A 26,275-nucleotide genomic window follows, 5' to 3' on the forward strand; every position below is an offset into this window, starting at 1 on the left:
GTTTCTATATCTTAATTAGGGGTTCTCAAAATTAATCAAGTTTGATGCTCAAGCCAAGGCCGCGAAGCTCGTGGAGCAATACGTTGAGTGACTCTGGAATACCTGGTGTAGGCATTGGATCACCCTTCACGATTGCCTCGTATGCCTTGCTACGTCCTACAACATCATCTGACTTGATGGTCAGAATCTCTTGCAATACGTGGCTAGCACCGAATGCCTCAATGGCCCAAACCTCCATCTCTCCGAATCGCTGACCACCAAACTGTGCCTTACCACCAAGTGGCTGCTGAGTAATCAGAGAGTAAGGACCGATAGAACGTGCGTGCATCTTATCCTCTACCATGTGACCCAGCTTCAAGAAGTAAGTCATACCTACGGTAGCTGGCTGGTCGAACTGCTCACCAGTCTCACCATCATAGAGGTAAGTAGAGCAGAAACGTGGAAGACCTGCCTTGTCAGTCCATACAGAGAGGTCCTCAAGATGAGCACCATCGAAGATAGGAGTAGCAAACTTAACACCCAACTTCTTACCTGCAGCACCCAGGATACACTCGAAAATCTGACCGAGGTTCATTCGAGAAGGCACACCCAATGGATTCAATACCATATCTACAGGACGACCGTCTGCCATAAATGGCATATCCTCAAGACGTACTACCTTAGAAACAATACCCTTGTTACCGTGACGACCAGCAAGCTTATCACCTACCTGGATCTTACGCTTCTTAGCGATATAAACCTTAGCCATCTGGAGAATTCCTGATGGAAGCTCATCACCGATAGTGATAGCAAACTTGCGACGCTTCAACTCTGCATCGAGTTGCTTGTACTTGCGGATATAGTTCATTATCAGGCGCTGGATCAAAGTATTGGTATGATCATCCTCTGTCCAACCATTAGACTGTACGCCATCATACTCCAGGTTCTTCAAAGCTGTTGTTGTGAACTTGTTACCCTTGGTGATAATCTCAGCACCCGAGTAATCCTTCACACCCTGAGAAGTCTTGCCCTCAGTCAAGGTGAGCAACTTATCAACCAAGATATCCTTCAAGTCGTCGCCCTTTGCCTCGTACTCCTCATCAATCTTGGCAAGGATAATCTTATCCTGCTTCTTAGACTCACGAGTCTTAACGGCACGAGAGAACAGCTTCTTGTCGATAACAACACCACTCAATGATGGGTTAGCCTTCAATGAAGAATCCTTCACATCACCAGCCTTATCACCGAAGATAGCACGGAGCAACTTCTCTTCTGGAGAAGGATCACTCTCACCCTTAGGTGAAATCTTACCAATCATGATATCGCCTGGCTCGATACGAGCACCAACGCGAACAATACCGTTATCATCAAGATCCTTGGTAGCTTCCTCGCTGACATTAGGAATATCAGAAGTGAACTCCTCAACACCACGCTTGGTCTCACGTACATCGAGTGAATACTCATCAACGTGAACAGATGTCAAAACGTCATCGCGAACCATACGCTCTGAGATAACGACAGCATCCTCATAGTTGTAACCCTTCCAAGGAATGTAAGCTACGAGCAAGTTACGACCCAAAGCCAACTCACCGTTCTCTGTAGCATAACCCTCTGTCAGGATATCACCAGCCTTTACACGCTGACCCTTGTTGCAGATAGGACGCAAGTCGATGGTCATATTCTGGTTGGTACGACGGAACTTAGGAATGCGGTACTCCTTCAAGGCAGGCTCGAAGCTTACGAACTCATCATCCTCTGTGCGATCATAAAGGATACGGATGGTTGTAGCATCTACATACTCAATAACACCCTCGCCCTCTGCAGTAATCATGGTACGAGAATCCTCGCACACCTGCTTCTCAAGACCAGTACCTACGATAGGTGCATCATTGTGAAGCAAAGGAACTGCCTGGCGCATCATGTTACATCCCATCAACGCACGGTGACCATCATCATGCTCCAAGAAAGGAATCAGACCGGCAGATACAGATGCAATCTGCTGTGGAGAAACATCCACATAATCAACGTCTGTTGGTGGAACTACTGGATAATCAGCATCCTGACGGCACTTAACCACGTCGCGGATGAAAGCACCATCCTCCGTCAAAGGCGCATTACCCTGACCGATGATCTTAGCCTCCTCATCCTCAGCTGTCAAGTAAACAACATCATCGTTGTTCATATCTACCTTGCTATCGTTCACCTTACGGTAAGGAGTTACGATAAAGCCGAGGTCATTGATCTTTGCATACATACAGAGTGAAGAAATCAAACCGATGTTTGGACCTTCAGGACTCTCAATAGGACAAAGACGGCCATAGTGAGTATAGTGTACGTCTCGAACCTCGAAACCAGCACGCTCACGAGACAAACCACCAGGACCAAGGGCAGAAAGACGACGCTTGTGGGTTACCTCAGCCAATGGGTTAGTCTGGTCCATGAACTGTGACAATGGGTTGGTACCAAAGAATGAGTTGATAACGCTAGAGATGGTCTTGGCATTGATCAAATCTGTTGGAGTGAACACCTCATTGTCGCGTACATTCATACGCTCACGGATAGTGCGGCTCATACGTGCCAAACCGATAGAGAACTGGTTAGCCAGCTGCTCGCCTACGGTACGAACACGACGGTTAGACAAGTGGTCGATATCATCGACAGTAGCACTTGAGTTGATGAGCTGAATCAAATATTTGATAATCTCGATGATGTCATCCTTAGTCAAAACGCGGACATCAACATCAGTATCGAGACCTAATTTCTTATTAATACGGTAACGGCCAACCTCACCCAAGTCATAACGCTTGTCAGAGAAGAACAAGTTCTGGAAAACTTCACGTGCACTTGCATCATCAGCAGGATCTGCATTACGCAACTGGCGATAGATGTAGTTCACAGCCTCCTTCTCAGAGTTACTTGGGTCCTTGGCCAAAGTATTGAAGATAATTGTGTACTTGCTGGCAGCATCTACATCCTTATGCAAAAGCACAGAAGCAGCACCACTCTCTACAATGTCCTCAATATTGTCGGCAGTAAGTTCGGTCTCACGCTCCATGATCACCTCGTTACGCTCGATAGATACAACTTCACCAGTATCCTCATCAACGAAGTCCTCATTCCAGCTCTTCAAGACACGAGCAGCCAATTTGCGACCGATAGCTGCCTTCATATTCTTCTTGTTCACCTTCACCTCTTCTGCGAGATCGAAGATCTGGAGAATATCCTTATCCTGCTCATAACCGATGGCACGGAGCAATGTAGTAACAGGCAACTTCTTCTTACGGTCGATGTAAGCATACATCACATTGTTGATGTCAGTAGCAAACTCAATCCAGCTACCCTTGAATGGGATAATACGTGCAGAATAAAGCACAGTACCATTGGCATGAACACCCTGTCCGAAGAACACGCCCGGTGAACGGTGCAACTGAGAAACAACAACGCGCTCAGCACCGTTGATGACGAATGTACCGTTATCAGTCATGTAAGGGATTGTACCCAAGAATACATCCTGGATAAAAGTACCGAAGTCCTCATGATCAGGATCAGTACAATACAGTTTCATCTTAGCCTTCAAAGGTACGCTATATGTAAGACCACGCTCCAAGCACTCATCAATGGTGTAACGAGGAGGGTCAATATAGTAATCCAAGAACTCAAGAACGAAATTATTACGAGTATCGGTGATAGGGAAGTTCTCAGAGAACACCTTATACAAACCGTCATTCTTGCGTTCCTCAGGCGGAGTATCCAACTGTAAGAAGTCCTTAAAAGACTTTAACTGCACATCGAGAAAATCCGGATATGGATACGGATTATGCACGCTGGCAAAATTTACTCTGTTATCAACAATTTTTGTAGCCATTAGAAGTTATTAAATGGGGGTTTTATTAACATGATAATAAAAGACACAAAAAGGTTAGGACTCGCCTACTAGGAGAATCCTAACCATTATGTAAGAGATGTAATTAATCTAATTACTTGAGCTCTACCTTAGCACCAGCCTCTTCGATAGCCTTCTTAAGGTTCTCAGCCTCGTCCTTAGATACACCCTCCTTGATTGTAGAAGGAGCACCGTCTACGAGATCCTTAGCCTCTTTCAAACCAAGACCGCAAGCCTCCTTAACAGCCTTAACAACCTGGAGCTTAGCGCCACCAACCTCAGCGAGGACTACGTCGAAAGAAGACTTCTCCTCAGCTGCAGCTGCACCACCAGCAGCAGGACCAGCAGCTACAGCTACAGCTGCAGCAGCAGGCTCGATGCCATACTCGTCCTTGAGGACTGTTGCCAACTCATTAACTTCCTTAACAGTAAGATTTACTAACTCTTCTGCAATAGCTTTGATATCTGCCATTTTATTCTAAAAATTTTATTTGTTTATACTATTAATATATGAAATGTTGTATTTACTCAGGACGCTCGCCCAATGTCTTAAGCACACCGTGAATAGTGTTGCCTCCTGACTGAAGAGCAGAAAGAACATTCTGTGCTGGAGACTGGAGCAAAGCAACAATCTCTGCGATAACCTCGTTCTTGCTCTTGAGAGCTGCGAGTTCAGCGAGCTTGTCAGCGCCTACATAGAAGCTTTCCTCAGCGTATGCTGCCTTCAATGCTGGAACGCCATCCTTCTCGTATTCCTTCAACAACTTAGCTGGTACATTAGCTGTATTTGTGAACAATACTGCAGTAGTACCCTTCAAGCTGCCATAAAGCTCAGAGAAATCGATGTCTGAAGCCTCGAATGCCTTGTGGAGCAAGGTGTTCTTAACAACAACCATCTTAATCTCACTCTTAAAGCACTTGCGACGGAGATTGCTAGTCTTCTCAGCGTCCAATCCTGTAACATCTACAAGATAGAAGTGAGGGAATTCCTGAATCTTCTGTCCAAGTTCGGTGATGATAGTATCTTTAACTTCTTTCTTCATTTTACAAAACTTTTAGAGTTATTCAACTGATTTAGGATCAATCTTGATACCCTTACTCATAGTGCTTGAAATAAAGATACTCTTGATATATGTACCTTTAGCAGCAGCAGGCTTCAACTTGATAACTGTATTGATGAACTCCTTAGCATTTCCGTAGATCTGCTCAGGTGTCATGCTGACCTTGCCGATTGATGTGTGGATAATACCAGCCTTATCAACCTTGAAGTCAATCTTACCTTGCTTAACTTCCTTAACTGCCTTAGCAACATCCATAGTTACAGTACCACTCTTAGGGTTAGGCATCAATCCACGAGGACCGAGAACACGACCCAAAGGACCAATCTTACCCATGCAAGATGGCATTGTGATGATGACATCAATATCTGTCCAACCACCCTTAATCTTCTCAACATACTCGTCGAGACCTACGTAGTCAGCGCCTGCTTCCTTAGCAGCAGCTTCCTGATCAGGAGTACAGAGTGCGAGCACGCGAGTAACCTTACCGGTACCGTTTGGCAATGAAACAACGCCACGAACCATCTGGTTAGCCTTACGTGGGTCAACACCTAAACGTACATCGATATCGAGAGATGCGTCAAACTTGGTAGTAGTAATCTCCTTTACCAACTCTGCAGCCTCTTTCAATGTGTACATCTTCCCTGCTTCAACCTTATCAGCTACTGATTTTTGATTTTTTGTCAGTTTACTCATTTTTCTAATTGAAGTTTTAAATTATTTACCAGGGAAGTCTCCCTTTACAGTAATACCCATACTTCTTGCAGTACCAGCGATGAGCTTCATAGCTGACTCTACAGTGAAGCAGTTCAAGTCCTTCATCTTATCCTCAGCGATTACCTTTACCTGATCCCAAGTAAGTGAAGCAACCTTCTGACGATTAGGCTGAGCAGAACCACTCTTGATCTTAGCAGCCTCTTTCAACTGTACTGCAGCAGGAGGTGTCTTGATTACGAAATCGAACGACTTGTCAGTGTAATATGTAATAACAACTGGCAATACCTTACCTGCCTTGTCCTGGGTACGGGCGTTGAACTCCTTGCAGAATCCCATGATATTAATACCTTTAGAACCCAATGCAGGTCCTACTGGAGGTGAAGGATTTGCAGCGCCACCTTTAATCTGTAATTTGATTAATCCAGCAACTTCTTTAGCCATTTTTTTTTGTTAATATTTAAAATTGAAACTTATAAAAGGACTTCAAGTTCTCGTAACAGAACCTTATTCCTTTTCTACTTGCATAAAACCTAATTCCAATGGAGTTTTACGTCCAAAGATCTTAACCGTAACTTTCAGCTTGCGCTTCTCCAAGTTAACCTCTTCGATAACGCCGCTAAAGCCACTAAATGGACCTTCCATTACCTTAACAGTATCATTAACCAAGTAAGGACAATCGAGATTCTCCTCAAACTCAGTCTCTTCTACAGTACCCAGCATACGATTGATATCTCGCTGAGGTACAGGAGTTGGTTCATCCAAACCGCCAAGGAAACCTAAAACATTAGGCATGAAACGCAGAGTATGCGCAACATCGCCCTTCAGTCTAGCTTCTACAAAAACATAACCAGGAAGAGAAACCTTTTCTTTAACGACTCTCTTACCGTTACGTACAGATGCATGCTTCTCGAGTGGTATTAACACCTGAGAAACATTTGCTGCAAGTAAATCATTGTGCTTCATCTCAGCTTCGATGTATTCCTTCACCTTAGCTTCCTTGCCGCTTACGGCCTTCAGCACATACCATTTATTTCCTGTGTCTGCCATTTCCTCTAAAAATTAACCTGGATAAACTACACCCATAAAGGCTTTGAATACAGAATCCATCGCGAACACCACCAATGCAATGACTAGGGAAGCAGATAATACAACCATTGCACTATGAGTTAGTTCGGCACGTGATGGCCAAGTAGTCTTATGCGCAAGTTCATCGTAACATGCCTTGCAATAACTTACTATTTTATTCATATTATCTTCTATTTAGCACGGGTTGAAGGGCTCGAACCCTCGACACCTGGTTTTGGAGACCAGTGCTCTACCAACTGAGCTAAACCCGTAAGTTGACTTCCGCCTCCGCAGAAGCGGAAGTCATATATAGTAAATCTAGATAATTCTAAAATTACTTAACATCGTCGAGAAGTGCTGTGATCTGACCAGAACCTACTGTACGACCACCCTCACGGATAGCGAAACGGAGACCCTCGTTCAAAGCAACCTTGTAGATCAACTCTACCTCAATCTCTACGTTATCACCAGGCATTACCATCTCAACTCCCTCTGGAAGCTTGATCTCACCTGTACAGTCCATAGTACGGAGATAGAACTGAGGACGATACTTGTTACCGAATGGAGTATGACGACCACCCTCTTCCTTCTTCAATACATAGATAGAAGCCTTGAAGTGATCGTGAGGAGTAATAGCACCTGGGTGTACAACTACCATACCACGCTTAACCTCTGCCTTATCAATACCACGGAGAAGCAAACCTACGTTATCACCTGCCTCACCCTCAGCGAGTACCTTACGGAACATCTCAACACCAGTGATGACAGACTTCTTATCCTCACCAAGACCGAGCAACTGAACCTCGTCACCTACCTTGCAACGACCAGTCTCGATACGACCAGTAGCAACAGTACCACGACCTGTGATTGAGAATACATCCTCGATAGGCATCAAGAATGGCTTATCAACCTCACGCTCAGGCTCCTGAATCCACTCGTCAACAACGTCCATCAAATTCTCAACAGACTTAACCCACTTCTCAACGCCGTTCAAAGCACCGAGAGCAGAACCGCGTACGATTGGAGTATCCTCCTCATAACCGTACTGCTCGAGGATCTCATGAAGCTCCATCTCAACGAGCTCAAGCATCTCCTCATCGTCAACCATATCGCACTTATTCAAGAAAACAACCAAGCGAGGAACGTTTACCTGACGTGCAAGAAGTACGTGCTCACGTGTCTGTGGCATAGGACCATCAGTAGCAGCACAAACCAAGATAGCACCATCCATCTGAGCAGCACCAGTAACCATGTTCTTTACATAGTCAGCGTGTCCAGGACAGTCAACGTGTGCATAGTGACGCTTTACTGTCTCATACTCGATGTGAGCAGAGTTGATAGTGATACCACGCTCTTTCTCCTCAGGAGCATTATCAATCTGATCGAATGACTTAACTGCCTCAGATGTACCGAGCTTCTCATTCAATACCTTAGAGATAGCTGCAGTAAGAGTAGTCTTACCATGGTCAACATGACCAATTGTACCAATGTTTACATGCGGTTTGGTACGCACGAATTCTTCTTTAGCCATAGCTTTTTCTTTTTATTTATATAAATGAATAATCAATTAATTAATATATTGTCTCCACGTTTTCTACTTCTCACTTCCGCTTGAAGTAGAGCTGTAACTGAGAGTTGAACTCAGGACCTCTTCCTTACCAAGGAAGTGCTCTACCACTGAGCTATTACAGCATTTCAACATTGAGCGGAAAACGGGGCTCAAACCCGCGACCCCCAGCTTGGAAGGCTAGTGCTCTATCAACTGAGCTATTTCCGCTTATCAAAGAAAGTGGGTAGTGATGGATTCGAACCACCGAAGGCATAGCCAGCAGATTTACAGTCTGCCCCATTTGGCCACTCTGGTAACTACCCATAGTCTTTCTTTTTCTGAGCCTCTTGTCGGATTCGAACCAACGACCCCGAGATTACAAATCACGTGCTCTGGCCAACTGAGCTAAAGAGGCAATCTTTACAGCCGCAATGCGACTAAGTTTTCGACCTATCGGAAAACGGCTGCAAAGATACAACTATTTTTTCATTCCACCAAATTTTTCGGAATATTTTTTATCGATTTCTTGTTTTTTCTTTAAATTTGGTCAATTGAACCTTCATTGAGTCCACTGCTTGGTCAATTCCTTCCTCAAAAGTATCGCATGTCTTCTCAACGAACAATGTCGTTCCAGGGACAGCAACTTCAAGGTGAACTTCCTTATTAAGAGCGGTAGCAGGCTTAACGACCTTTAATTGCACCTCTACTTTCTGTATATCTTCATAAGTTTTCTCCAACTTGGCGACTTTCTTTTCGATAAACGCCTGTAACTTCTCGGTAGCGTCGAAATGAATCGACTGAATCTTAATTTCCATAGTGACCTCCAATTTTAAAAAGGTTACGCCCTAGGATGGGCAATATTATAAACTCGTTTTAATTGCTCGAACGTAGTATGCGTATAAATCTCGGTTGTCGAGAGATTCGCATGTCCAAGCAGCTTTTTCAAACTTTCAATTCCTACGTGATGATTCAGCATTGCCGTGGCAAATGAATGTCTCAACACATGAGGACTCTTTTTCTTCAACGAGCAAACCCTTGCGAGGTTCGTTCTCACGATATCCCTGACCTTTGCAGGCTGCATCCTTTCACCTTTATCAGAAAGAAAGAATGCCGGAGAAGAAGCTTCAATGCTTGCATCCCTCAACTTAAGATATTCGCGGAGCGTATTTTTAAGCTCGTCACCGAATGGCACTATTCTCTGTTTGTTTCCCTTACCCGTTATCTTGATCTCCGAATTCACGAAGCTGACATCACAGTCATCCAGATTCACGAGTTCCGACAGTCGCATCCCAGTTTCATAGAACGTTATAATTATGGTACGCGCACGTACATTATTATAATCATCGCCCCACACCTGCCTATCCAGAAGTTCATCCATCTCACTTTCCTTAACGAATTGTGGAAGAGGTTTCTCTTTTTTAGGCCCCTTGATGCTATATACGGGATCAGACTCAACATAATGTCTTGTCAAAGCAAACCGGTAGAAGGTTTTCAGAGCACTGAGCCGACGTTCGACCGTTGCTGCTGAGTTTCCCTTATCCATCATGCTTTCCATCCAATTCCGAACCATGTCAGAATCGACGGTCTCCCAAGAGAACGAACCAGACAAGCCTTTAGCAAACTTCTCGAAGTATGTCAGATCATCCCGATAGCTTTCTACTGTCCGCGGCGACCTGTTCAGCTCACTGCATAAGTATTCCAAGAACTTGTCTATATTCAACATAACAGTTGTAGTTTTTGTTATTCGGCAACGAAATTACGAAAATATTTCGAAACCACCAAATATTTTGAGGATTTTTTACTTTTAATGCTCTCTTCTTGGACTTTTGCTTCCAATAAGAGAGCATTTTCATCCTCTACCGAGGATAATATTATTCCTCGTTAGCGCGCAACTGCTGTACGTAGATGGCGTGTTCCATCTTGAGACGCTTCAAAACAGATGGCTTGTCGTACTGCTGACGAGTACGCAACTCCTTAACAACACCTGTCTTTTCAAACTTTCTCTTAAACTTCTTGAGAGCTCTCTCGATGTTCTCACCGTCCTTAACTGGTACAATAATCATTTTTTTGCTTTTTAATTTATTATGTTAAACTTATGTTATTTCTAGCGAAATGGGCGTAATGCCACAAATTGCGGGTGCAAAATTACATCTTATTTTTCAGAAAACCAAGATTTTAGGCATTTTTTTGCTATAAAACCTTTATTTTATGGCTTTTGTGGCATTTTTCAGCCATTTTTTCTCTTCTTCATCGAGATGAGGAGCCAATCTTGCATACACTTCAGCATGATAATCATTGAGCCATGCAATCTCTTCCGGCAAGAGCATCTCTACATCTATCGGAGTGGTGTCGATCGGACAGAGGGTAAGGGATTCTATCTGCAGGAACTTACCGAATTCTGTCTCCTTATAATCTTGAATCAGTATGGTATTCTCGATTCTCACGCCGAACTTTCCAGCAAGATAGAGTCCTGGCTCATCTGTCAGCGTCATTCCTGCACGGAGAGGTGCCGGCATGTATTCCATACGAACCTGGTGAGGTCCCTCATGCACATTCAGATAAGAACCTACACCATGTCCGGTACCGTGCAGGAAGTTCAAGCCTTCTCTCCACATGCATTCTCTGGCAAGCGCATCCAACTGAGTACCAGAAGCTCCATCCGGGAATTTTGCCAACTCCAGCTGAATGTGTCCCTTGAGAACCAAGGTGTAGATATGCTTCATCTCATCTGTTACTGGACCAAGAGCGATGGTACGGGTGATGTCTGTAGTTGCATCCTGATACTGGGCACCGGAATCCAGCAGAAGAAGTCCTTCCGGCTTGAGCGGAATATCGGTCTCCGGAGATGCCTCGTAATGCACGATAGCTCCATGCTCCTGATAACCTGCAATTGTATCAAATGAGATGTCGCGGAACAAATCCTGTTCAGCACGCAATGCAGTCAACTTCTTGTCGATGGAAATCTCGGTCTCACCTCCAGCTTCCACAGCAGGGAGCAGCCATCTCAGGAACTTGACCATTGCCACGCCATCACGTACCATCGCCCGGCGATAGCCGCAATTTCAGCTTCACTCTTCACAGCCTTCATGGCAGGTATCGGAGAGTTCTGGGAAACGATTTCCTGGCATTTCACGGTTTTCCAAAGATGATAACTGGTTTCATTGCCATCCAGCAGAATATTATATTCTGCATACTGCTCCAATCCCTCTTCCACCTTATTATAATTATATACAGAGATACCAGCTTCCCGGAGATAAGCACGAACTTCATCTGTAAGCTTAGCCTCATCTACAAAAAGCGACACCTTATCAGATGCAATCAGGAGATAACTAACGAATACCGGATTGCAATGAACATCCGTACCACGCAAGTTCAAAGTCCAGGCGATATCATCGAGTGCAGACACCAGCATACCATCAGCATGAACACCTCGCAAAGCCTTTCTGATTCGAGCGATTTTGGAAACGGCTGTCTCACCGGCAAATTCCAAAGGCTGAATCTCCACCGGATTTTCCGGAATAGCAGGACGATTTTTCCATATCTCCTTCAAAGGATCAAAATTAGTGCGCAAGGTAATACCACCCTCCTTACGCAAATCAGAGATAAGTGCCGAGGTCATTGAGTATGAGTTGACCATACCATCCAGTCCGACCTCTGGAGATGCAACATCTGCCAATTCCTTTCCCAGCCATTCAGCAACAGTAGGAGTTCCAGGAATCTTGAGCTTCATTAACTGGAATTCTGTTCCACTCAACTGTTCTTCTGCCGCAAGGAAGTAGCGGGAGTCTGTCCACAATGCAGCAGAGTTCATGGTTACTACAGCGGTTCCAGCCGATCCGTTGAATCCGGAGATCCAAGCTCTGCCGAGCCAATGGTCTGCCACATACTCACTCTGATGAGCATCCGTACTAGGGAAGATAAAGGCAGCCAGATGCTCACGCTTCATCACTTCCCTCAAGCTAGCTAATCTTAGATTGATTTCATTCATAATTGCCAAGTATTGATAATAACATATTCGATTTTCATGCCATTTACCGCCTCCAGAGCAGAGGAAATAACGGCATTTTGCTAATTAGAGATTACAAAGATACTAATTTTAAGAATTAATCACAAATTTAAGCGTAAAATAATGCACGATTTACATTACTTTTTATTAATTTTGCGGTCGGAAAGCTAAAAGTACGAGATTTACGGTCTTTTTAACCGATAGCAATCCCAAAAAGCAAGGGCTGCGACCAGGTGCCGCCTACCCTAACAAGAAATTTATAAACACTTAAATAAAAAATTGTAGTTATGGAATTTTTAACAAATGACAAGCTCGTTATCGTCGGTGCAGGCGGTATGATTGGTTCTAACATGGTTCAGAGCGCTTTGATGCTCGGTCTTACTCCTAATATTTGTCTCTACGACATCTTCGAGCCAGGTGTTCACGGTGTATTCGATGAGATTCAGCAGTGCGCATTCCCTGGTGTTAACGTTACTTATACAGTAAATCCAGAGGAAGCTTTCACTGGTGCTAAGTACATCATCTCTTCTGGTGGTGCTCCTCGTAAGGAGGGTATGACTCGTGAGGACCTTCTCAAGGGTAACTGCAAGATCGCTGCTGAGTTCGGTGACAATATCAAGAAGTACTGCCCAGAGGTTGAGCACGTAGTTGTTATCTTCAACCCAGCTGACGTTACAGCTTTGACAGCTCTTATCCACTCTGGTTTGAAGCCAAATCAGTTGACTTCACTCGCAGCTCTCGACTCTACTCGTTTGCAGCAGGCTTTGGCTCTCGAGTTCGGTGTACAGCAGGATAAGGTTACTGGCGCTCACACTTACGGTGGTCACGGCGAGCAGATGGCAGTATTTGCTTCTCAGGTTAAGGTTGACGGCAAGCCATTGGCAGAGATGGGTCTTTCTGACGAGCGTTGGGAGGAGATCAAGCACCACACAGTACAGGGTGGTTCTAACATCATCAAGCTCCGTGGCCGTTCTTCATTCCAGAGCCCAGCTTACAATGCAGTTAAGATGATCGAGGCTGCTATGGGTGGCGAGAAGTTCACATTGCCTGCAGGTTGCTACGTTAATTGCGACAAGTGCGGCTTCAAGAACGTAATGATGGCTATGCCTACTACTATCGACAAGACTGGTGTTCACTTCACAGAGCCTACAGGTACAGAGGAAGAGCTCGCTAGCCTCGCTAAGTCTTACGAGCACCTTTGCAAGATGCGCGATGAGATCGTAGAGCTTGGCATCGTTCCTCCAGTAGCTGAGTGGAAAGAGATGAACCCTAACTTGTAATTCTCCACTTCGGATTTTTAGAAGTTAACTCGATAAGGGCTGAATCGTGAAAATGCTTCATGATTCAGCCTTTTTTGGTTTTCATTTTTCCTGCCTTCAGCAACTTTATCCGCAAATACGCCATAAAGTTACACTTTTCTGTAAATCGGGTTATACGACTTTGGCATTATTTTTGTAATTTTGCAAACAGAAATAACAAATAAGAAAGGATAATAGAAAATTATGGAACAGATAAAGAACAAATCATTCGGAGGCGAGCGCCCTCTCTTTGGTGCTCACGATGTACGCCTGGAGGACATCACAATTACAGATGGCGAGTCGGGCATCAAGTGCTGCAAGAACATAGAATGCCACCATTCCAAGTTTTATGGCAAATACCCTTGGTGGCATGTGGATGGCTCCCTCATCACAGACTGCTACTTCGCCCCAGAGAGCCGTTCCGCCATCTGGTATAGTGATAATATGGTGATGAAAGACTGCACCATCGATGGTCCTAAGTTCTTCCGCGAAATGAAGAACCTAGAATTGGAAAACGTCAACATCACGGATGCAGACGAGACTTTCTGGAAGATAGATGGTCTGAAACTGAAGAACGTAAAGCTTCACGATGGCACCTATCCATTCATGTTTTCCAAGAACATTTATGTAGATGGACTGGAGAGCGACTCCAAGTATGTATTCCAATACTGCAGCAACGTGGAGATTCACCATGCCAAGATAACTACCAAGGATAGTTTCTGGGAGTGCGAGAATGTGACCGTTTATGATTCAGAACTGAATGGCGAGTATCTTGCCTGGCACAGCAAGAACATCAAGTTCGTACGTTGCCACATCAGCGGCGAGCAGCCACTCTGCTATATGGACCACGTCACACTCGAAGACTGCACATTTGATAAGGAATGCGACCGCGCCTTTGAGGATTGCATGAACATCAATGCACACATCAAGGGAAGCATCACCAATATCAAGAACCCTATTTCCGGAAGAATCGAGGCAGACGAAGTGGGAAGCGTAACCTACACAGAGTTTGCCAAGCACCTAAGGGAGCATGTGAAATCATCGACCATTCGAAATAGCAGAAGCATTCATTGCAATTCTGTATTCCCTTAAACAAAATAAGCATTGCCATTAAGGAGAAATGTTCTTAGTATTAGGAGAAATCTCTGTTCATAAGTTCTGAACTTACATTCAACAGTGTTGAACTTATGTTCAACAGTGCTGAACATAAGTTCAACACTTGTGAACGGAGATTTTGATAAAGGAAAAAGAGATTTATCCTACGGGCAATGAAGAAATAACATAGATAGAAAACAAATATGAAATACAATTTTGATGAAATCATCGAACGTCGCGGTACCAATTCCTATAAATGGGATCTGGTAAAGGAAGACGGCGTTATTCCGATGTGGGTAGCAGACATGGATTTCCAGACAGCTCCCTGCATCATTGAAGCTCTGCAGAAGCGTGTTGCTCACGGTATCTTCGGCTACACCCTAGTACCAGATTCTTACTACGAGGCAATCATCAACTGGTTTTCCCGCCGCCACCAGTGGAAGATAGAGAAAGACTGGATTCTCTATACTTCGGGTGTAGTACCAGCTATCTCCTGCAGCCTAAAGGCTATCTGTATGCCAGGCGAGAAGGTTTTGGTGCAGACTCCAGTGTACAACTGCTTCTTCTCATGCATTACCAATAGCGGCTGCGAAGTAGTGGAAAATGAATTGAAGCGTGTGGGCAACTGCACCTACGAAATCGATTTTGAGGATTTCGAGCGCAAGTGTGCCGATGAGAAGACCACCGCCTTCATTCTCTGCAACCCTCACAACCCAGCCGGAAGAGTATGGAAGAAAGAGGAACTGGAGCGAATGAACGACATCTGTCTCAAGCATAATGTGAAGATCATTGCCGATGAAATTCACTGCGAACTCGTCATGCCTGGCTATCACTACACTCCATTTGCCAGCATCAGCGAAGCTTGCCGCGACAACTGCGTGGTACTGAACTCACCTTCAAAGTCATTCAATATTGCCGGGCTCCAGATAGCCAACATCATCTGTCCGGATGCAGCATTGCGCCGCCGCATCAACCGTGCCATCAACATCAACGAGGTATGTGATGTCAATCCCTTCGGCATCATCGCTCTCCAGGCTGCCTACAACGAGGGTGAGGAATGGCTCGACGAACTGAACCAGTATCTCTACGAAAACTATCAGGCTGTAAAGGAATTCTTCAATACCGAATTGCCGCAGGTTCGCGTAACCCGCCTGGAAGGTACTTACCTTGTTTGGCTCGACATTCTACCATTCGAATTATCTAGCGACGAGGCTTACGAGAAACTGATGAATGACGGCAAGGTGTTCGTCAACAGCGGTACGATGTATGGCAGAAAGGCTGGTCAAGGCTACCTGCGCCTCAACATCGCCTGTCCTCGCAAGACCCTGATGCAGGGTTTGATTCGCATCGCACGAGTTCTCAGCCAGTATATGGACGAGGAGGATTTGAGCGGATGTCCTGCATAAAAGAGCGGATGTCCTGCATAAAAGAGCGGATATCCTGCATAAAAGAGCGGATATCCTGCGTAAAGAGCAAATAAAGAGAAAAGAATTCTAAATACAATGTTTAAAACAAGATAATATGGAAAATGAAGTTTTAAAAGCCATCAAGGAGAGAAGAAGCATTCGTCGATTCAAGGCTGACCAGATTACCGACGAGGAATTAAAGACAGTTTTGGAAGCTGGCACTTGGGCTGCTACCGGTCATGGCACACAGGAGCCATTCATCATAGCAGTTCAGAATCCTGAGGTTTGCGCCCAGCTTCGCAAGATGAACGCAGACATCATGGGTGTGGAGAGTGATCCTTACTACGGAGCGCCAACCATCGTCATCGTCCTGGCACCAGAAAGTAATGTAAACGGAGTAAAAGACGGCAGCCTCATCCTAGGCAATATGATGCTTGCAGCCCACTCCATCGGTCTTTCTTCCTGCTGGATCAACCGTGAAGATGGCATGTTCGCATCAGAAGAAGGCAAGAAGCTGATGAAGGACTGGAATCTTCCTGAAGGTTTGATGGGAGTAGGAGCCCTGGCATTGGGTTATGCATCTGCACATCCTCATACCGTAAAGCCTCGCAAGGAGGATTACTACCGCATCATCAAATAGAAAAAGCATAATACAAGCATGGAATAAAACAAATAGAATTCTATGCCAAACATCAAAAAAGGTCTCATGATTTTCAAAAACCATGAGACCTTTTATATATTATAATGTAACCTTGGCCAAAACCTTGTCTGTGGCTCCCGAAAGGCTCGCTACGAAAGCACCAGCCTCATCGCCAGCCTGCTTCAGGAAAGCTTCGTCATTCATCAGCGACTTCATCAAGCCCTCGAAATCCTCGTAGGTATTGATTTCGAAACCGCCACCCGATTTCAGCAAGCCCTGAGCCTCCTGGAACTTCTTGTTGTTTGGACCGAAGATAACCGGCATATTCCATACAGCAGCTTCCAGAGTATTATGAATGCCGACACCAAATCCGCCGCCGACATAAGCCACATCTCCATAGTTATACATACTGCTCAGCAATCCGAAGCAATCAATAATCAACACATCAGCCTTGGCTGCTTCTTCTGGCGTAGTCTGAGTATAACGTACTACCTTCTTATCCCTCAAGAGAGAAAGAATCAACTTCAGATGTTCCTCAGCAATCACATGAGGAGCAATCAACAGTCGCCAATTCTTATGCTCATTGAAGAAACGGATAAAGATTTCCTCATCAGGAGGCCATGAACTACCAGCCACGAAGACCTTATAATCCGGACGAGATGCTTTTTCAGAAGAAACATCAGAAGAAACCGAAGCTTTTTCTGCCGAACCAGCCACCCCACTTCTGAAAGCTTCGCAGATAGGCAAGCGCTTTGCAGCCTCCTTGATCTGGAGCACACGGTCGAAACGAGTATCTCCTACCACATCCACATCCTTGATGCCGATGCTTTCGAGCAATCGTTTGCTCTCCTCGTTCTGCACGAAGAAACGGGTAAAACACTTCAGTACATTTGCATAACTCCTGCCGTACCACTTGAAGAATACCTGATCCTCGCGGAAGATACTGCTCACACTATAGGTAGGAATGTTGCGATGCATAAGAATATGAAGGAAATTAGACCAGAACTCATACTTGATGAAGAAAGCCATCACAGGGCGTACCAGGCGAAGGAAACGGATGGCATTCAGACGGGTATCCACTGGCATATAGCAGATAATGTCGGCACCCTCATAGTTCTTGCGCACCTCATAACCCGAAGGAGAATAAAAGGTGAGCAAAATCTTATACTGAGGATATTCCTTGCGGATTTGCTCCATCAATGGACGTCCCTGCTCAAACTCGCCGAGCGAAGCCGCATGAAACCAAATGTACTTAGCATTAGGATCCACCTTTTGCTTCAATATCTTGAAAGCCTCACGCTCACCACGCCACATTTTGCGTACTTTTTCATTAAACAGACTGGCGATGGCAATACCCAACAGGACGAAATATATTACGATATTATAGATCATGATATTACTTTTATTGGTTAGTATCTATAAATACGTGAACTCTCTGAGAAACATTCAGCCCGACGGCGAAAGTTCCTCAGAGAGATGTTTATTGTGAATTAACCCAAAACTTCGATAGCCTTGCGAAGGCGACGCAAAGTCTCCTCCTTACCGAGGAAGGCAGAGATGTCGAACATACCTGGTCCCTTGCCCTCTCCTACGAGAGTCAGACGGAAAGCATTCATCACATCACCGAGCTTGTAACCCTTATCCTCTACCCACTTCAATACGACAGGCTCCTGACCCTCGATAGAGAAGTCCTCGATGCCCTCAAGAACCTCAGCGAGTTCAGTCATCTGCTGTGCAGAGTACTCCTTCCAGCGTTTCTTGGCTGTCTTGGCATCATACTCTGTAGGAGGGAGGAAGAAGAATGAGCACAATGGCCACAACTCATAGACGAAGTTCACACGATCCTTCATCATGTGTACCACCTGCTTTACTCTATCCAAAGTCTCCTCTACACCATTGTTGGCTACGATTGGTGCAAAGAGGTTGGCAATCTCATCATCACTCTTCATGAGAATGTACTCGTGGTTGAACCAGATACCCTTCTTGAAGTCGAACTTGGCACCAGCCTTGGAACAGCGGGAGATATCAAAAGCCTTCACCAACTCATCGAGAGAGAAGATTTCCTGCTCTGTACCAGGGTTCCAACCGAGGAGCGCCAGGAAGTTGACTACTGCCTCTGGGAAATAGCCACTCTCACGATAACCTGAAGAAACCTCACCGGTCTTAGGATCGTGCCACTCCAATGGGAATACAGGGAAACCGAGGCGGTCACCATCGCGCTTGCTCAACTTACCCTTACCCTCTGGCTTGAGAAGCAGAGGAAGGTGGGCGAAGCGAGGCATGGTATCTTCCCAACCAAATGCCTGATAAAGAAGAACGTGTAATGGGGCACTAGGCAACCACTCCTCACCACGAATCACGTGAGAGATTTCCATCAGGTGGTCGTCCACGATGTTTGCCAAGTGGTAAGTTGGCAATTCATCAGCACTCTTATAGAGCACCTTGTCATCCAGGATATCACTCATCACCTTCACGTCGCCACGAATCATATCGTTGACATGAATCTCCTGTCCTGGTTCAATCTTGAAACGCACGGTATATTGCTTACCGTCTGCGATGAGCTGATCTACCTCCTCCTTGGAAAGGGTGAGAGAGTTGCGCATCTGCATACGGGTATGAGCATCGTACTGGAAATTCTGAATCTCAGCACGCTTAGCTTCCAGCTCCTCTGGAGTATCGAAAGCGATGTATGCCTTACCATTGTCCAAAAGCTGCTGTACATATTTCTTATAGATATCACGACGCTCGCTCTGACGATAAGGACCATGCTCGCCACCGAAACTCACACCCTCATCAAACTGGATACCGAGCCACTTGAAAGATTCCAGGATATATTCCTCGGCTCCTGGTACGAAACGATGAGAGTCTGTATCCTCGATACGGAACACAAGCTCACCACCATGCTGGCGAGCAAACAAATAATTATAAAGGGCGGTACGGACACCACCAATGTGCAGTGCTCCCGTTGGACTTGGGGCAAAACGCACTCTTACTTTTCTATCTGCCATGTCTTATTTTATAGCTATTTTTGAATTTTTCTGCAAATTTACAGTTTTTTTTGCGATTATAATAGTTTTTTTTCGTATTTTCGCACTGTAAAAAGGAATTAATGGGAGAAAAGATGCTTTTTTGCTCAATATTTGGGAAAATGAGCAGCTTTTTAGCCCAAAAACGTCACAAACCATAAAGCGTAACAAACATGAGTATATTCAACAATCCCGAGGAGAATTATTGGCGCAACCTGATCACCAAGACCATTCTCGTTATCTTTACAGTTTCCATCATTGTCTGGTTTTTGCCACGCAATGAGGGCAGACAGTTCCGTTACGACGTGGGAAAACCTTGGATGTACGGTTCTGTAATTGCCACCTTCGACTTCCCGATCTACAAGACCGATGAAGCCATCAAGCACGAGCAGGATTCGCTGCTACGGCAGTTCCAACCGTACTACACTGTGAAATCCAATGTCGGCAATGAACAGATCAAGCGTTTTCTCCACGACTTCAATCAGGGAATTCCAGGACTTCCGAAGGAATACGTGGAACTCATAGCCAACCAGCTGAAGCAGGTTTATCAGACGGGCATTGTCAGCACGCCTGAATATAACCGTATCTACAAGGATTCTACCAGTATGATACGCATCATCAGCGGCAAGAATGCCAAGAGCTTTCCTATCGGTAACTTCTACTCTACCATTGCCGCCTATGAGCACATCTTCTTTGATGAGAAGATATCAGCACAGCGGCAGATTCTCTCCCGCTGCAATCTCAACGACTATGTGGAACCCAACCTTATATATGATAAGGAACGCTCGGAGGCTGAACGAACAGACTTGCTGAGTAGCATTCCGCTAGCCAGCGGAATGGTGATGAGTGGACAGAAGATCATCGACCGAGGCGAAGTAATCAATGACTATACTTACCGAGTACTTAACTCTTTCGACAAGGAGACGAAGCGCCGAAGTTCTACGGAGGACGAGCTTACCACTACCATCATCGGCCAGGCACTCTTCGTACTGCTCCTCGTGATGATGTTTACCTTCTATCTCACGCTCTTCCGTAAAGACTACTTCGACAAGCCACGCAGCATCACCATGCTCTATGCGATGATTACGCTGTTCCCTATCTTCGTGTCACTCATCATGAAGCACAATTTCTTCAGCGTATATATCATCCCATTTGCCATGGCGCCTATCTTTGTGCGCGTCTTTATGGATTCACGAACGGCTTTCATCACGCATGCCACGATGATTCTCATCTGTGCGGCAGCTGTGAGATACCAATATGAATTCATCATCGTGCAGCTGGTTTCCGGCTTGGTTGCGATTTACAGTCTGCGCGAATTATCCAAGCGCTCGCAGATTTTCTTCACAGCCCTCCTGGTTGCCATCAGTACCACCGTGGTATATGTGGCCCTCCAGCTGATGCAAGACAACCAAGTGTTCAATATCGACCGCAGCATGTACACCTATTCCACCATCAATGGAATCTTCCTGCTGCTCGCCTATCCACTGATGTACATCATCGAGAAGACGTTTGGTTTCACTTCTAATGTCACACTCTTCGAGTTGTCCAACACCAACAAGGGGCTGTTGCGCAACCTGAGCGAGATTGCTCCTGGTACATTCCAGCACTCCATCACCGTAGGTAATCTGGCAGCGGAGATAGCCAACCGTATCGAGGCAAACAGTCTGCTGGTACGTACCGGAGCACTCTATCACGATATCGGCAAGATGACAAACCCGGTATTCTTTACGGAGAACCAGGCTGGAGTGAATCCACACGACCAGCTGAGTGACCTGGAAAGTGCCCAGATCATCATCAGTCACGTAACAGAAGGACTGAAGATGGCAGAAAAGGTAGGTTTGCCGGGTATCATCAAGGACTTCATCACCACTCATCACGGCACGGGTATAGCCAAATTCTTCTATGTAAACTATTGCAATGCCCACCCTACAGAAGTGGTCGATAAGTCGCAGTTCCAATATCCGGGACCCAATCCGTTCACCCGAGAGCAGGCTATCCTGATGATGGCGGATACGGTAGAAGCAGCCTCCCGCTCACTGAATGAATACACAGAGGAAAGTATCAGTAATCTGGTTAACAAGCTCATCGATGGGCAGGTAGCAGATGGATTCTTCAAGGAATGCCCGATTACCTTCCGTGACATTGCACTTGCCAAACTGGTGCTTATCGATCGTCTGAAGGCAATTTACCATACACGCATCTCCTATCCTCACATGAATGTGAAGGAGAACCAAAGTATGAAAAAGGAGGAAGAAGCTCCTCAAGCTGAAACCGACTCACAAAAGCCATAAAAACAACCCACTTTTCAAGGTTTCTAAACTTACAATAAAAGTTCTCATTTAGCCCAAGAACCTGCGCAAAACTTAAAGTCTGTGCAGATTCTTGGGCTAATTACGTTAATATACATTAAATATCTTCTTAGTATTAAGGCAAAATAGAACATTATAGTTACCTTTGCGGACGTTTTTATTTAATATTATTAAGATGAAGAAACTAAAATTAGTTAGTTTAGCCATTGCGATGGCTTGTGCAGCACCTTCTTTTGCAGGTGGTTTGCTCACTAACACCAATCAGCACGTTGCATTCAACAGAATGATGAGCCGTGAGGCTTCAATTGGTATTGACGGCGTTTACTACAATCCAGCCGGCGTTGTATTCATGGGTGAAGGAAAGCATCTTGCCATCAACTGGCAGTTGGCTTACCAGACACGTAGCATTGAAAATGATTATCCATTGTTCACTAACAATGTGAACAATCCTATTACTCCACGCGAGTTCAAGGGTAAGGCGCTTGCACCTGTTATCCCTTCTTTCCAGTATGCTTATAATAAAGGCAAATGGTCTCTCCAGGCTGGCTTCGCCCTCACTGGTGGCGGCGGAAAGTGTACTTTCGACGATGGACTGGGCTCTTTCGAGAAGATTGTTGCCGAGACAGCTTTGGCAGCTTGCCAGTTGGCAGGTGCCGTTGATCAGGTAGCAGCCCAGTATGGTGTACCAGCTGTTTTCACTAGCGACAAGAGTTTCGGTAAGGAAGGCAAGTATAGCTACAACAGTTATATGCATGGTCGCCAGTACTACTATGGTCTCTCTCTGGGTGCCGCTTATAAGTTCAGCGACAACTTCAGTGCATTCGCAGGCGTACGTGGTGTCTATGCTTCTACCAACTATTATGGATATGTAGAGAACATCAAGGTTGGCGCAATGCCTCTCTATATGGTACTCGACCCTACCAAGGAAACAGCAGCTAACATCGAGTTGAGCTGTGACCAGAGCGGTGTGGGCTTCACTCCTATCATCGGCGTGGATTTCAAGACTGGCAAGTGGAACTTCGCTGCCAAGTATGAGTTCAAGACTCGTATCCGCCTGAAGAACAAGTCTGTAAACCAGGTCCCAAGTATCGGTAACCTTCCAGACAACCTCCGCAATGCTTACATTACTAATGGCGTACCAGAGGCTGCAGCAGATGCCATCATCGGCAACCCAGTTATTCAGGGAGCCATGGGACAGTTGAAGACTCAGTTCGATGCCAAGCTTGAAAAGGCTATCGGTGAATACGAGGATGGTAAGAAGATTGCAGGCGATATTCCTGCTTACCTGGCACTCGGTGTAGGTTACAGCCCTGTAAATGCCGTACGCGTAAACGTTGGTTTCCACTGGTTTGATGACAAACACGCTACATCATACAACAATCGTCAGGAGAAGTTGGACCGCGGTACCTTGGAGTACAACGCAGGTGTTGAGGTGGATGTCAACAAGAAAATTACCTTGAGTACAGGTTGGCAGAACACTAACTATGGCTTGAGCGATGAGTATATGGACGACAAGTCTTTCGTTGTTGGTTCTAACTCTGCAGCCGTCGGTGGTGTTTATCACATCAACAAGAAGATGGATCTGAACGTGGCTTACTTCCACACCTTCTATCAGCACAAGAAGACTTCAGAGAAAGTTCAGCTCAGTGCAAACCAGAGCATCAACTACAACTCAGACTACACACGTAACAACAATGTGTTTGCCGTTGGTCTTGACATCAATTTCTAAAAAGAATCCACCTTCTTTTCAAAAGAAAAAACATAACTACAATTATAAAGGCTATCCCGCATCATGCAGGATAGCCTTTTCCATTACATCGGGTCCACATCATAATATATCTGCAAAGCTCCATACCTCGGATCTTTTGCCATCATCTGCTGGGCATATTTCAGATATTCGCGCACCTTCTTCTGGTCGATACCATTCTCCAGCTTGATAACAATCTTGCGGATATTCATTGTCTTTACACGTGCTACAGCCGGCTTATCCGGTCCGAGTACACGTTCACCAAACCATCCTCTCAGCGTCTTGCCCAATTCCAGACTTGCCTGCTGGCAGATTTTTTCGTGCTTGTGCTTCAGGAACACATTGATAAGATGGAAGAAAGGCGGATAATGAAACATTCTTCTCTCCTCCAGAATTCCCTTGAAAAGAGAATCATAGTCATTGTGTACTACCTGACTGATGATAGGCAGTGTCGGATTCTTGGTCTGCAGAATCACGAGTCCCCGTTTGCCCTTTCTTCCGGCTCTTCCACTCACCTGCGCCATCATCATGAAAGCGTGCTCATAAGCTCGGAAATCAGGATAGTTGAGCATCGAATCAGCATTCAAGATACCTACTACACTCACTTTATCGAAATCCAGCCCCTTGGAAATCATCTGCGTACCTATCAGAAGATTCGTCTTTCCCGAAGAGAAATCGGAGATCAGTCGCTCGTAGGCATTTCGGGTACGGGTTGTGTCTAAGTCCATTCGGGCGATGCGGGCTTCTGGAAAGATCTCGGAAATCTGGTCTTCGATGCGCTCTGTTCCTATTCCCCTGCCCATCAACTCTGTACTTCCACAGTTCGGGCATTCCGTTGGGACGGGATAGGTATAACCGCAGTAATGGCAGGTAAGGAGATTGATACTCTTATGCAGGGTAAGCGAAACATCACAGTTCTTGCATTTCGGCACCCATCCGCACACCTTACATTCTATCATCGGCGCAAATCCTCTTCGGTTCTGGAAGAGGATAGCCTGCTCTCCATTCTTCAAAGCCTCCCTCACCGCAGCTAAGAGCTGTGGCGAATAAGCACCCGTCATCATCTTTCTATGGCGAAGGTCTTTCACATCCACCACCTGTATCCCTGGCAACTGTATATCCTTGTATCGGGTCTTCAGTTCTACCAATCCATACTTACCCTGCTGGGCATTGTAATAGCTTTCCATCGAAGGGGTAGCCGTTCCCAGAAGCACCTTTGCCTCCGGATACATATTGGCAAGCACGATGGCTGCACTGCGGGCATGATAGCGTGGAGCCGGATCCTGCTGCTTGAAAGAGGTCTCGTGCTCTTCATCGATGATGACAAGTCCCAGTTCCTGGAAAGGCAGAAAGACTGCGCTTCTAGCTCCCAGGATAACATCATAGGGATGTCCGGAGAGTTGTTTCTGCCAGATTTCCACGCGTTCAGCATCACTATATTTAGAATGATAGATACCGAGCCGGTCGCCAAAGACTTTGTGCAGTCGCTCCATAATCTGAACCGTCAGGGCGATTTCGGGCAGCAGATAGAGCACCTGCTTGTGTTCCTCGATGGCTTTTTTGATGAGATGGATGTAGATTTCCGTCTTTCCGCTGGAGGTTACACCATGCAGAAGCACTACGTTTTTCTTCAGCATCTGCATCAGTATCTGATTGTAAGCATCCTGCTGCGGCATAGATAACGGCTTGATCTGGTCAAGATGCGATTCTCCAGCCGTATTCAATCTACTCACTTCCAACTCGTAGGTAAAGAGGATGCCTCTGTCGATGAGCGCCTTGACTACAGCCGCCGTGCATCTTGCCTCGTTCATCAGCTCTTCCTTCGTCACCTTCTTGATACCTTCTCTAGGCGTATCTCCCTCCAGACTATCCCAATGAGAAAGAGCCAGGAAGGTAGTCAAAGCCTTCGATTGCTTCAGGGCACGCTGCACCATATTGAGTGCCACGTGCAGAGCCTGTTCATTGCGATAACTGCTAGCCAACTCCACATAGAGTTCCATCTTGGGCTTGAATTTCTCTGTTGATTTCATTCCGGCAGGCATAGCTGCATTATATACATCGCCAAGAGGAGACATATAGTAATCGCTGATCCATTGCCAAAGGCGATATTGCTGGGGAAGGAGAGAGGGGTAGGAATCAAGAACTGCCTCTATCGGCTTACAGTTGAAATCCGGCTTTTTGGAATGTACATCCGCTACCATGGCAATATACTTCTTGCTTTTTCCTAAGGGAACGAGCACTCGCATACCTGCCACGACTTTCTCTTCCATCCCTTCGGGGATAGAATAAGTAAAGGTGCCGTCGAGCGGAAGAGGCAATATCACATCTACATATCTCATTGTTTCTATCTTCTAATTCTTCTGAATGTTTATCGTATGAAACAGCTATCTAACTGTTCTTTCCAAACATTCGTTCTGCAAAGATAGCAAAAAAAAAGCAGATACCCATCATCAGGTACCTGCTTTTATATATTTTAATGTATCTACTCGGAGAGATA

General features: G+C 45.5%; 20 protein-coding genes, 5 tRNA genes and 1 pseudogene. 6 read left to right on the forward strand and 20 right to left on the reverse strand.

Going from position 1 to position 26,275, the window contains the following annotated elements; translation table 11 throughout:
* Positions 1 to 31: 31 nt before the first annotated feature.
* The 17 genes and pseudogenes from rpoB to DW830_RS07105 all read right to left on the reverse strand — a co-directional run bounded on the left by rpoB (position 32) and on the right by DW830_RS07105 (position 12,239).
* Complete coding sequence (rpoB, locus tag DW830_RS07025; RefSeq protein WP_119249386.1) at positions 32 to 3,844, reverse strand: DNA-directed RNA polymerase subunit beta; 3,813 nt, start codon at positions 3,842 to 3,844, stop codon at positions 32 to 34.
* Positions 3,845 to 3,956: 112 nt separating this feature from the next.
* Positions 3,957 to 4,334 carry a 50S ribosomal protein L7/L12 gene (rplL, locus tag DW830_RS07030; RefSeq protein WP_089543935.1) on the reverse strand — a complete coding sequence of 126 codons (378 nt, stop codon included), beginning with the start codon at positions 4,332 to 4,334 and terminating at the stop codon, positions 3,957 to 3,959.
* A 52-nt stretch (positions 4,335 to 4,386) separates the two neighbouring features.
* Complete coding sequence (gene rplJ, locus DW830_RS07035; RefSeq protein ID WP_119249387.1) at positions 4,387 to 4,905, reverse strand: 50S ribosomal protein L10; 519 nt, start codon at positions 4,903 to 4,905, stop codon at positions 4,387 to 4,389.
* A gap of 18 nt (positions 4,906 to 4,923) precedes the next feature.
* Positions 4,924 to 5,616, reverse strand: a complete 693-nt coding sequence (gene rplA, locus DW830_RS07040) for a 50S ribosomal protein L1 (RefSeq protein ID WP_119249388.1) — start codon at positions 5,614 to 5,616, stop codon at positions 4,924 to 4,926.
* Between the two features lie 21 nt (positions 5,617 to 5,637).
* The gene (gene rplK, locus DW830_RS07045; protein WP_089543938.1) at positions 5,638 to 6,078 is read right to left on the reverse strand and encodes a 50S ribosomal protein L11; all 441 of its coding nucleotides are present in this window, start codon (positions 6,076 to 6,078) and stop codon (positions 5,638 to 5,640) included.
* Between the two features lie 63 nt (positions 6,079 to 6,141).
* Complete coding sequence (gene nusG, locus DW830_RS07050; protein ID WP_089543939.1) at positions 6,142 to 6,684, reverse strand: transcription termination/antitermination protein NusG; 543 nt, start codon at positions 6,682 to 6,684, stop codon at positions 6,142 to 6,144.
* 12 nt (positions 6,685 to 6,696) lie between these two features.
* Positions 6,697 to 6,885: a preprotein translocase subunit SecE gene (secE, locus tag DW830_RS07055; RefSeq protein WP_089543940.1), complete on the reverse strand. Its 189-nt coding sequence runs from the start codon at positions 6,883 to 6,885 to the stop codon at positions 6,697 to 6,699.
* A gap of 16 nt (positions 6,886 to 6,901) precedes the next feature.
* Positions 6,902 to 6,974, reverse strand: a tRNA-Trp gene (locus DW830_RS07060).
* A gap of 62 nt (positions 6,975 to 7,036) precedes the next feature.
* Positions 7,037 to 8,233, reverse strand: a complete 1,197-nt coding sequence (tuf, locus tag DW830_RS07065; RefSeq protein WP_119249389.1) for an elongation factor Tu — start codon at positions 8,231 to 8,233, stop codon at positions 7,037 to 7,039.
* An 89-nt stretch (positions 8,234 to 8,322) separates the two neighbouring features.
* Positions 8,323 to 8,394: transfer RNA gene (locus DW830_RS07070), tRNA-Thr, on the reverse strand.
* Between the two features lie 12 nt (positions 8,395 to 8,406).
* Positions 8,407 to 8,479: transfer RNA gene (locus DW830_RS07075), tRNA-Gly, on the reverse strand.
* Positions 8,480 to 8,492: 13 nt separating this feature from the next.
* Positions 8,493 to 8,574 (reverse strand) — tRNA-Tyr (locus DW830_RS07080).
* An 18-nt stretch (positions 8,575 to 8,592) separates the two neighbouring features.
* Positions 8,593 to 8,666: transfer RNA gene (locus tag DW830_RS07085), tRNA-Thr, on the reverse strand.
* Positions 8,667 to 8,766: 100 nt separating this feature from the next.
* Positions 8,767 to 9,066 carry a ribosome hibernation-promoting factor, HPF/YfiA family gene (gene hpf / locus DW830_RS07090; protein WP_089543942.1) on the reverse strand — a complete coding sequence of 100 codons (300 nt, stop codon included), beginning with the start codon at positions 9,064 to 9,066 and terminating at the stop codon, positions 8,767 to 8,769.
* Positions 9,067 to 9,089: 23 nt separating this feature from the next.
* On the reverse strand, positions 9,090 to 9,974 hold the full coding sequence (locus DW830_RS07095) for a tyrosine recombinase XerC (protein ID WP_199656078.1): 885 nt from the start codon (positions 9,972 to 9,974) through the stop codon (positions 9,090 to 9,092).
* A 148-nt stretch (positions 9,975 to 10,122) separates the two neighbouring features.
* A complete protein-coding gene (rpsU, locus tag DW830_RS07100; RefSeq protein ID WP_119249390.1) occupies positions 10,123 to 10,314 on the reverse strand; it encodes a 30S ribosomal protein S21 in 192 nt (63 codons plus the stop codon).
* A gap of 138 nt (positions 10,315 to 10,452) precedes the next feature.
* Positions 10,453 to 12,239, reverse strand: a pseudogene (locus DW830_RS07105) (aminopeptidase P family protein).
* Between the two features lie 305 nt (positions 12,240 to 12,544).
* Between DW830_RS07105 and DW830_RS07110 the strand changes: the two are divergent.
* The 4 genes from DW830_RS07110 (at position 12,545) to DW830_RS07125 (ending at position 16,696) form a co-directional block, all read left to right on the forward strand.
* Positions 12,545 to 13,537 (forward strand): malate dehydrogenase, encoded by a 993-nt coding sequence (locus tag DW830_RS07110; protein WP_118311608.1) that lies wholly within the window; start codon positions 12,545 to 12,547, stop codon positions 13,535 to 13,537.
* A gap of 222 nt (positions 13,538 to 13,759) precedes the next feature.
* Entirely contained in the window at positions 13,760 to 14,647 is an 888-nt protein-coding gene (locus tag DW830_RS07115) for a DUF3737 family protein (RefSeq protein ID WP_119249391.1), read from the forward strand.
* Positions 14,648 to 14,853: 206 nt separating this feature from the next.
* A complete protein-coding gene (locus tag DW830_RS07120) occupies positions 14,854 to 16,056 on the forward strand; it encodes a MalY/PatB family protein (protein WP_119249392.1) in 1,203 nt (400 codons plus the stop codon).
* A gap of 115 nt (positions 16,057 to 16,171) precedes the next feature.
* Positions 16,172 to 16,696 carry a nitroreductase family protein gene (locus DW830_RS07125; RefSeq protein ID WP_118311611.1) on the forward strand — a complete coding sequence of 175 codons (525 nt, stop codon included), beginning with the start codon at positions 16,172 to 16,174 and terminating at the stop codon, positions 16,694 to 16,696.
* A 99-nt stretch (positions 16,697 to 16,795) separates the two neighbouring features.
* On the opposite strand, the gene DW830_RS07130 is transcribed toward DW830_RS07125, so the two are convergent.
* Together DW830_RS07130 and gltX are read right to left on the reverse strand one after the other, a co-directional pair.
* Positions 16,796 to 18,085 (reverse strand): 3-deoxy-D-manno-octulosonic acid transferase, encoded by a 1,290-nt coding sequence (locus DW830_RS07130; RefSeq protein WP_119249405.1) that lies wholly within the window; start codon positions 18,083 to 18,085, stop codon positions 16,796 to 16,798.
* 101 nt (positions 18,086 to 18,186) lie between these two features.
* A complete protein-coding gene (gene gltX / locus DW830_RS07135) occupies positions 18,187 to 19,704 on the reverse strand; it encodes a glutamate--tRNA ligase (protein ID WP_119249393.1) in 1,518 nt (505 codons plus the stop codon).
* Between the two features lie 191 nt (positions 19,705 to 19,895).
* Here gltX and DW830_RS07140 point away from each other — a divergent pair, with 191 nt between their 5' ends.
* Together DW830_RS07140 and DW830_RS07145 are read left to right on the forward strand one after the other, a co-directional pair.
* Positions 19,896 to 22,013, forward strand: a complete 2,118-nt coding sequence (locus DW830_RS07140; RefSeq protein ID WP_119249394.1) for an HD family phosphohydrolase — start codon at positions 19,896 to 19,898, stop codon at positions 22,011 to 22,013.
* Between the two features lie 193 nt (positions 22,014 to 22,206).
* Positions 22,207 to 23,760, forward strand: coding sequence for an OmpP1/FadL family transporter (locus tag DW830_RS07145; protein WP_119249395.1), 1,554 nt, complete (start codon positions 22,207 to 22,209; stop codon positions 23,758 to 23,760).
* An 83-nt stretch (positions 23,761 to 23,843) separates the two neighbouring features.
* On the opposite strand, the gene priA is transcribed toward DW830_RS07145, so the two are convergent.
* On the reverse strand, positions 23,844 to 26,117 hold the full coding sequence (gene priA, locus DW830_RS07150; protein WP_119249396.1) for a primosomal protein N': 2,274 nt from the start codon (positions 26,115 to 26,117) through the stop codon (positions 23,844 to 23,846).
* Positions 26,118 to 26,275: the final 158 nt, after the last annotated feature.

The organism is Prevotella sp. AM34-19LB, assembly GCF_003468525.1.
Taxonomy (GTDB): domain Bacteria; phylum Bacteroidota; class Bacteroidia; order Bacteroidales; family Bacteroidaceae; genus Prevotella.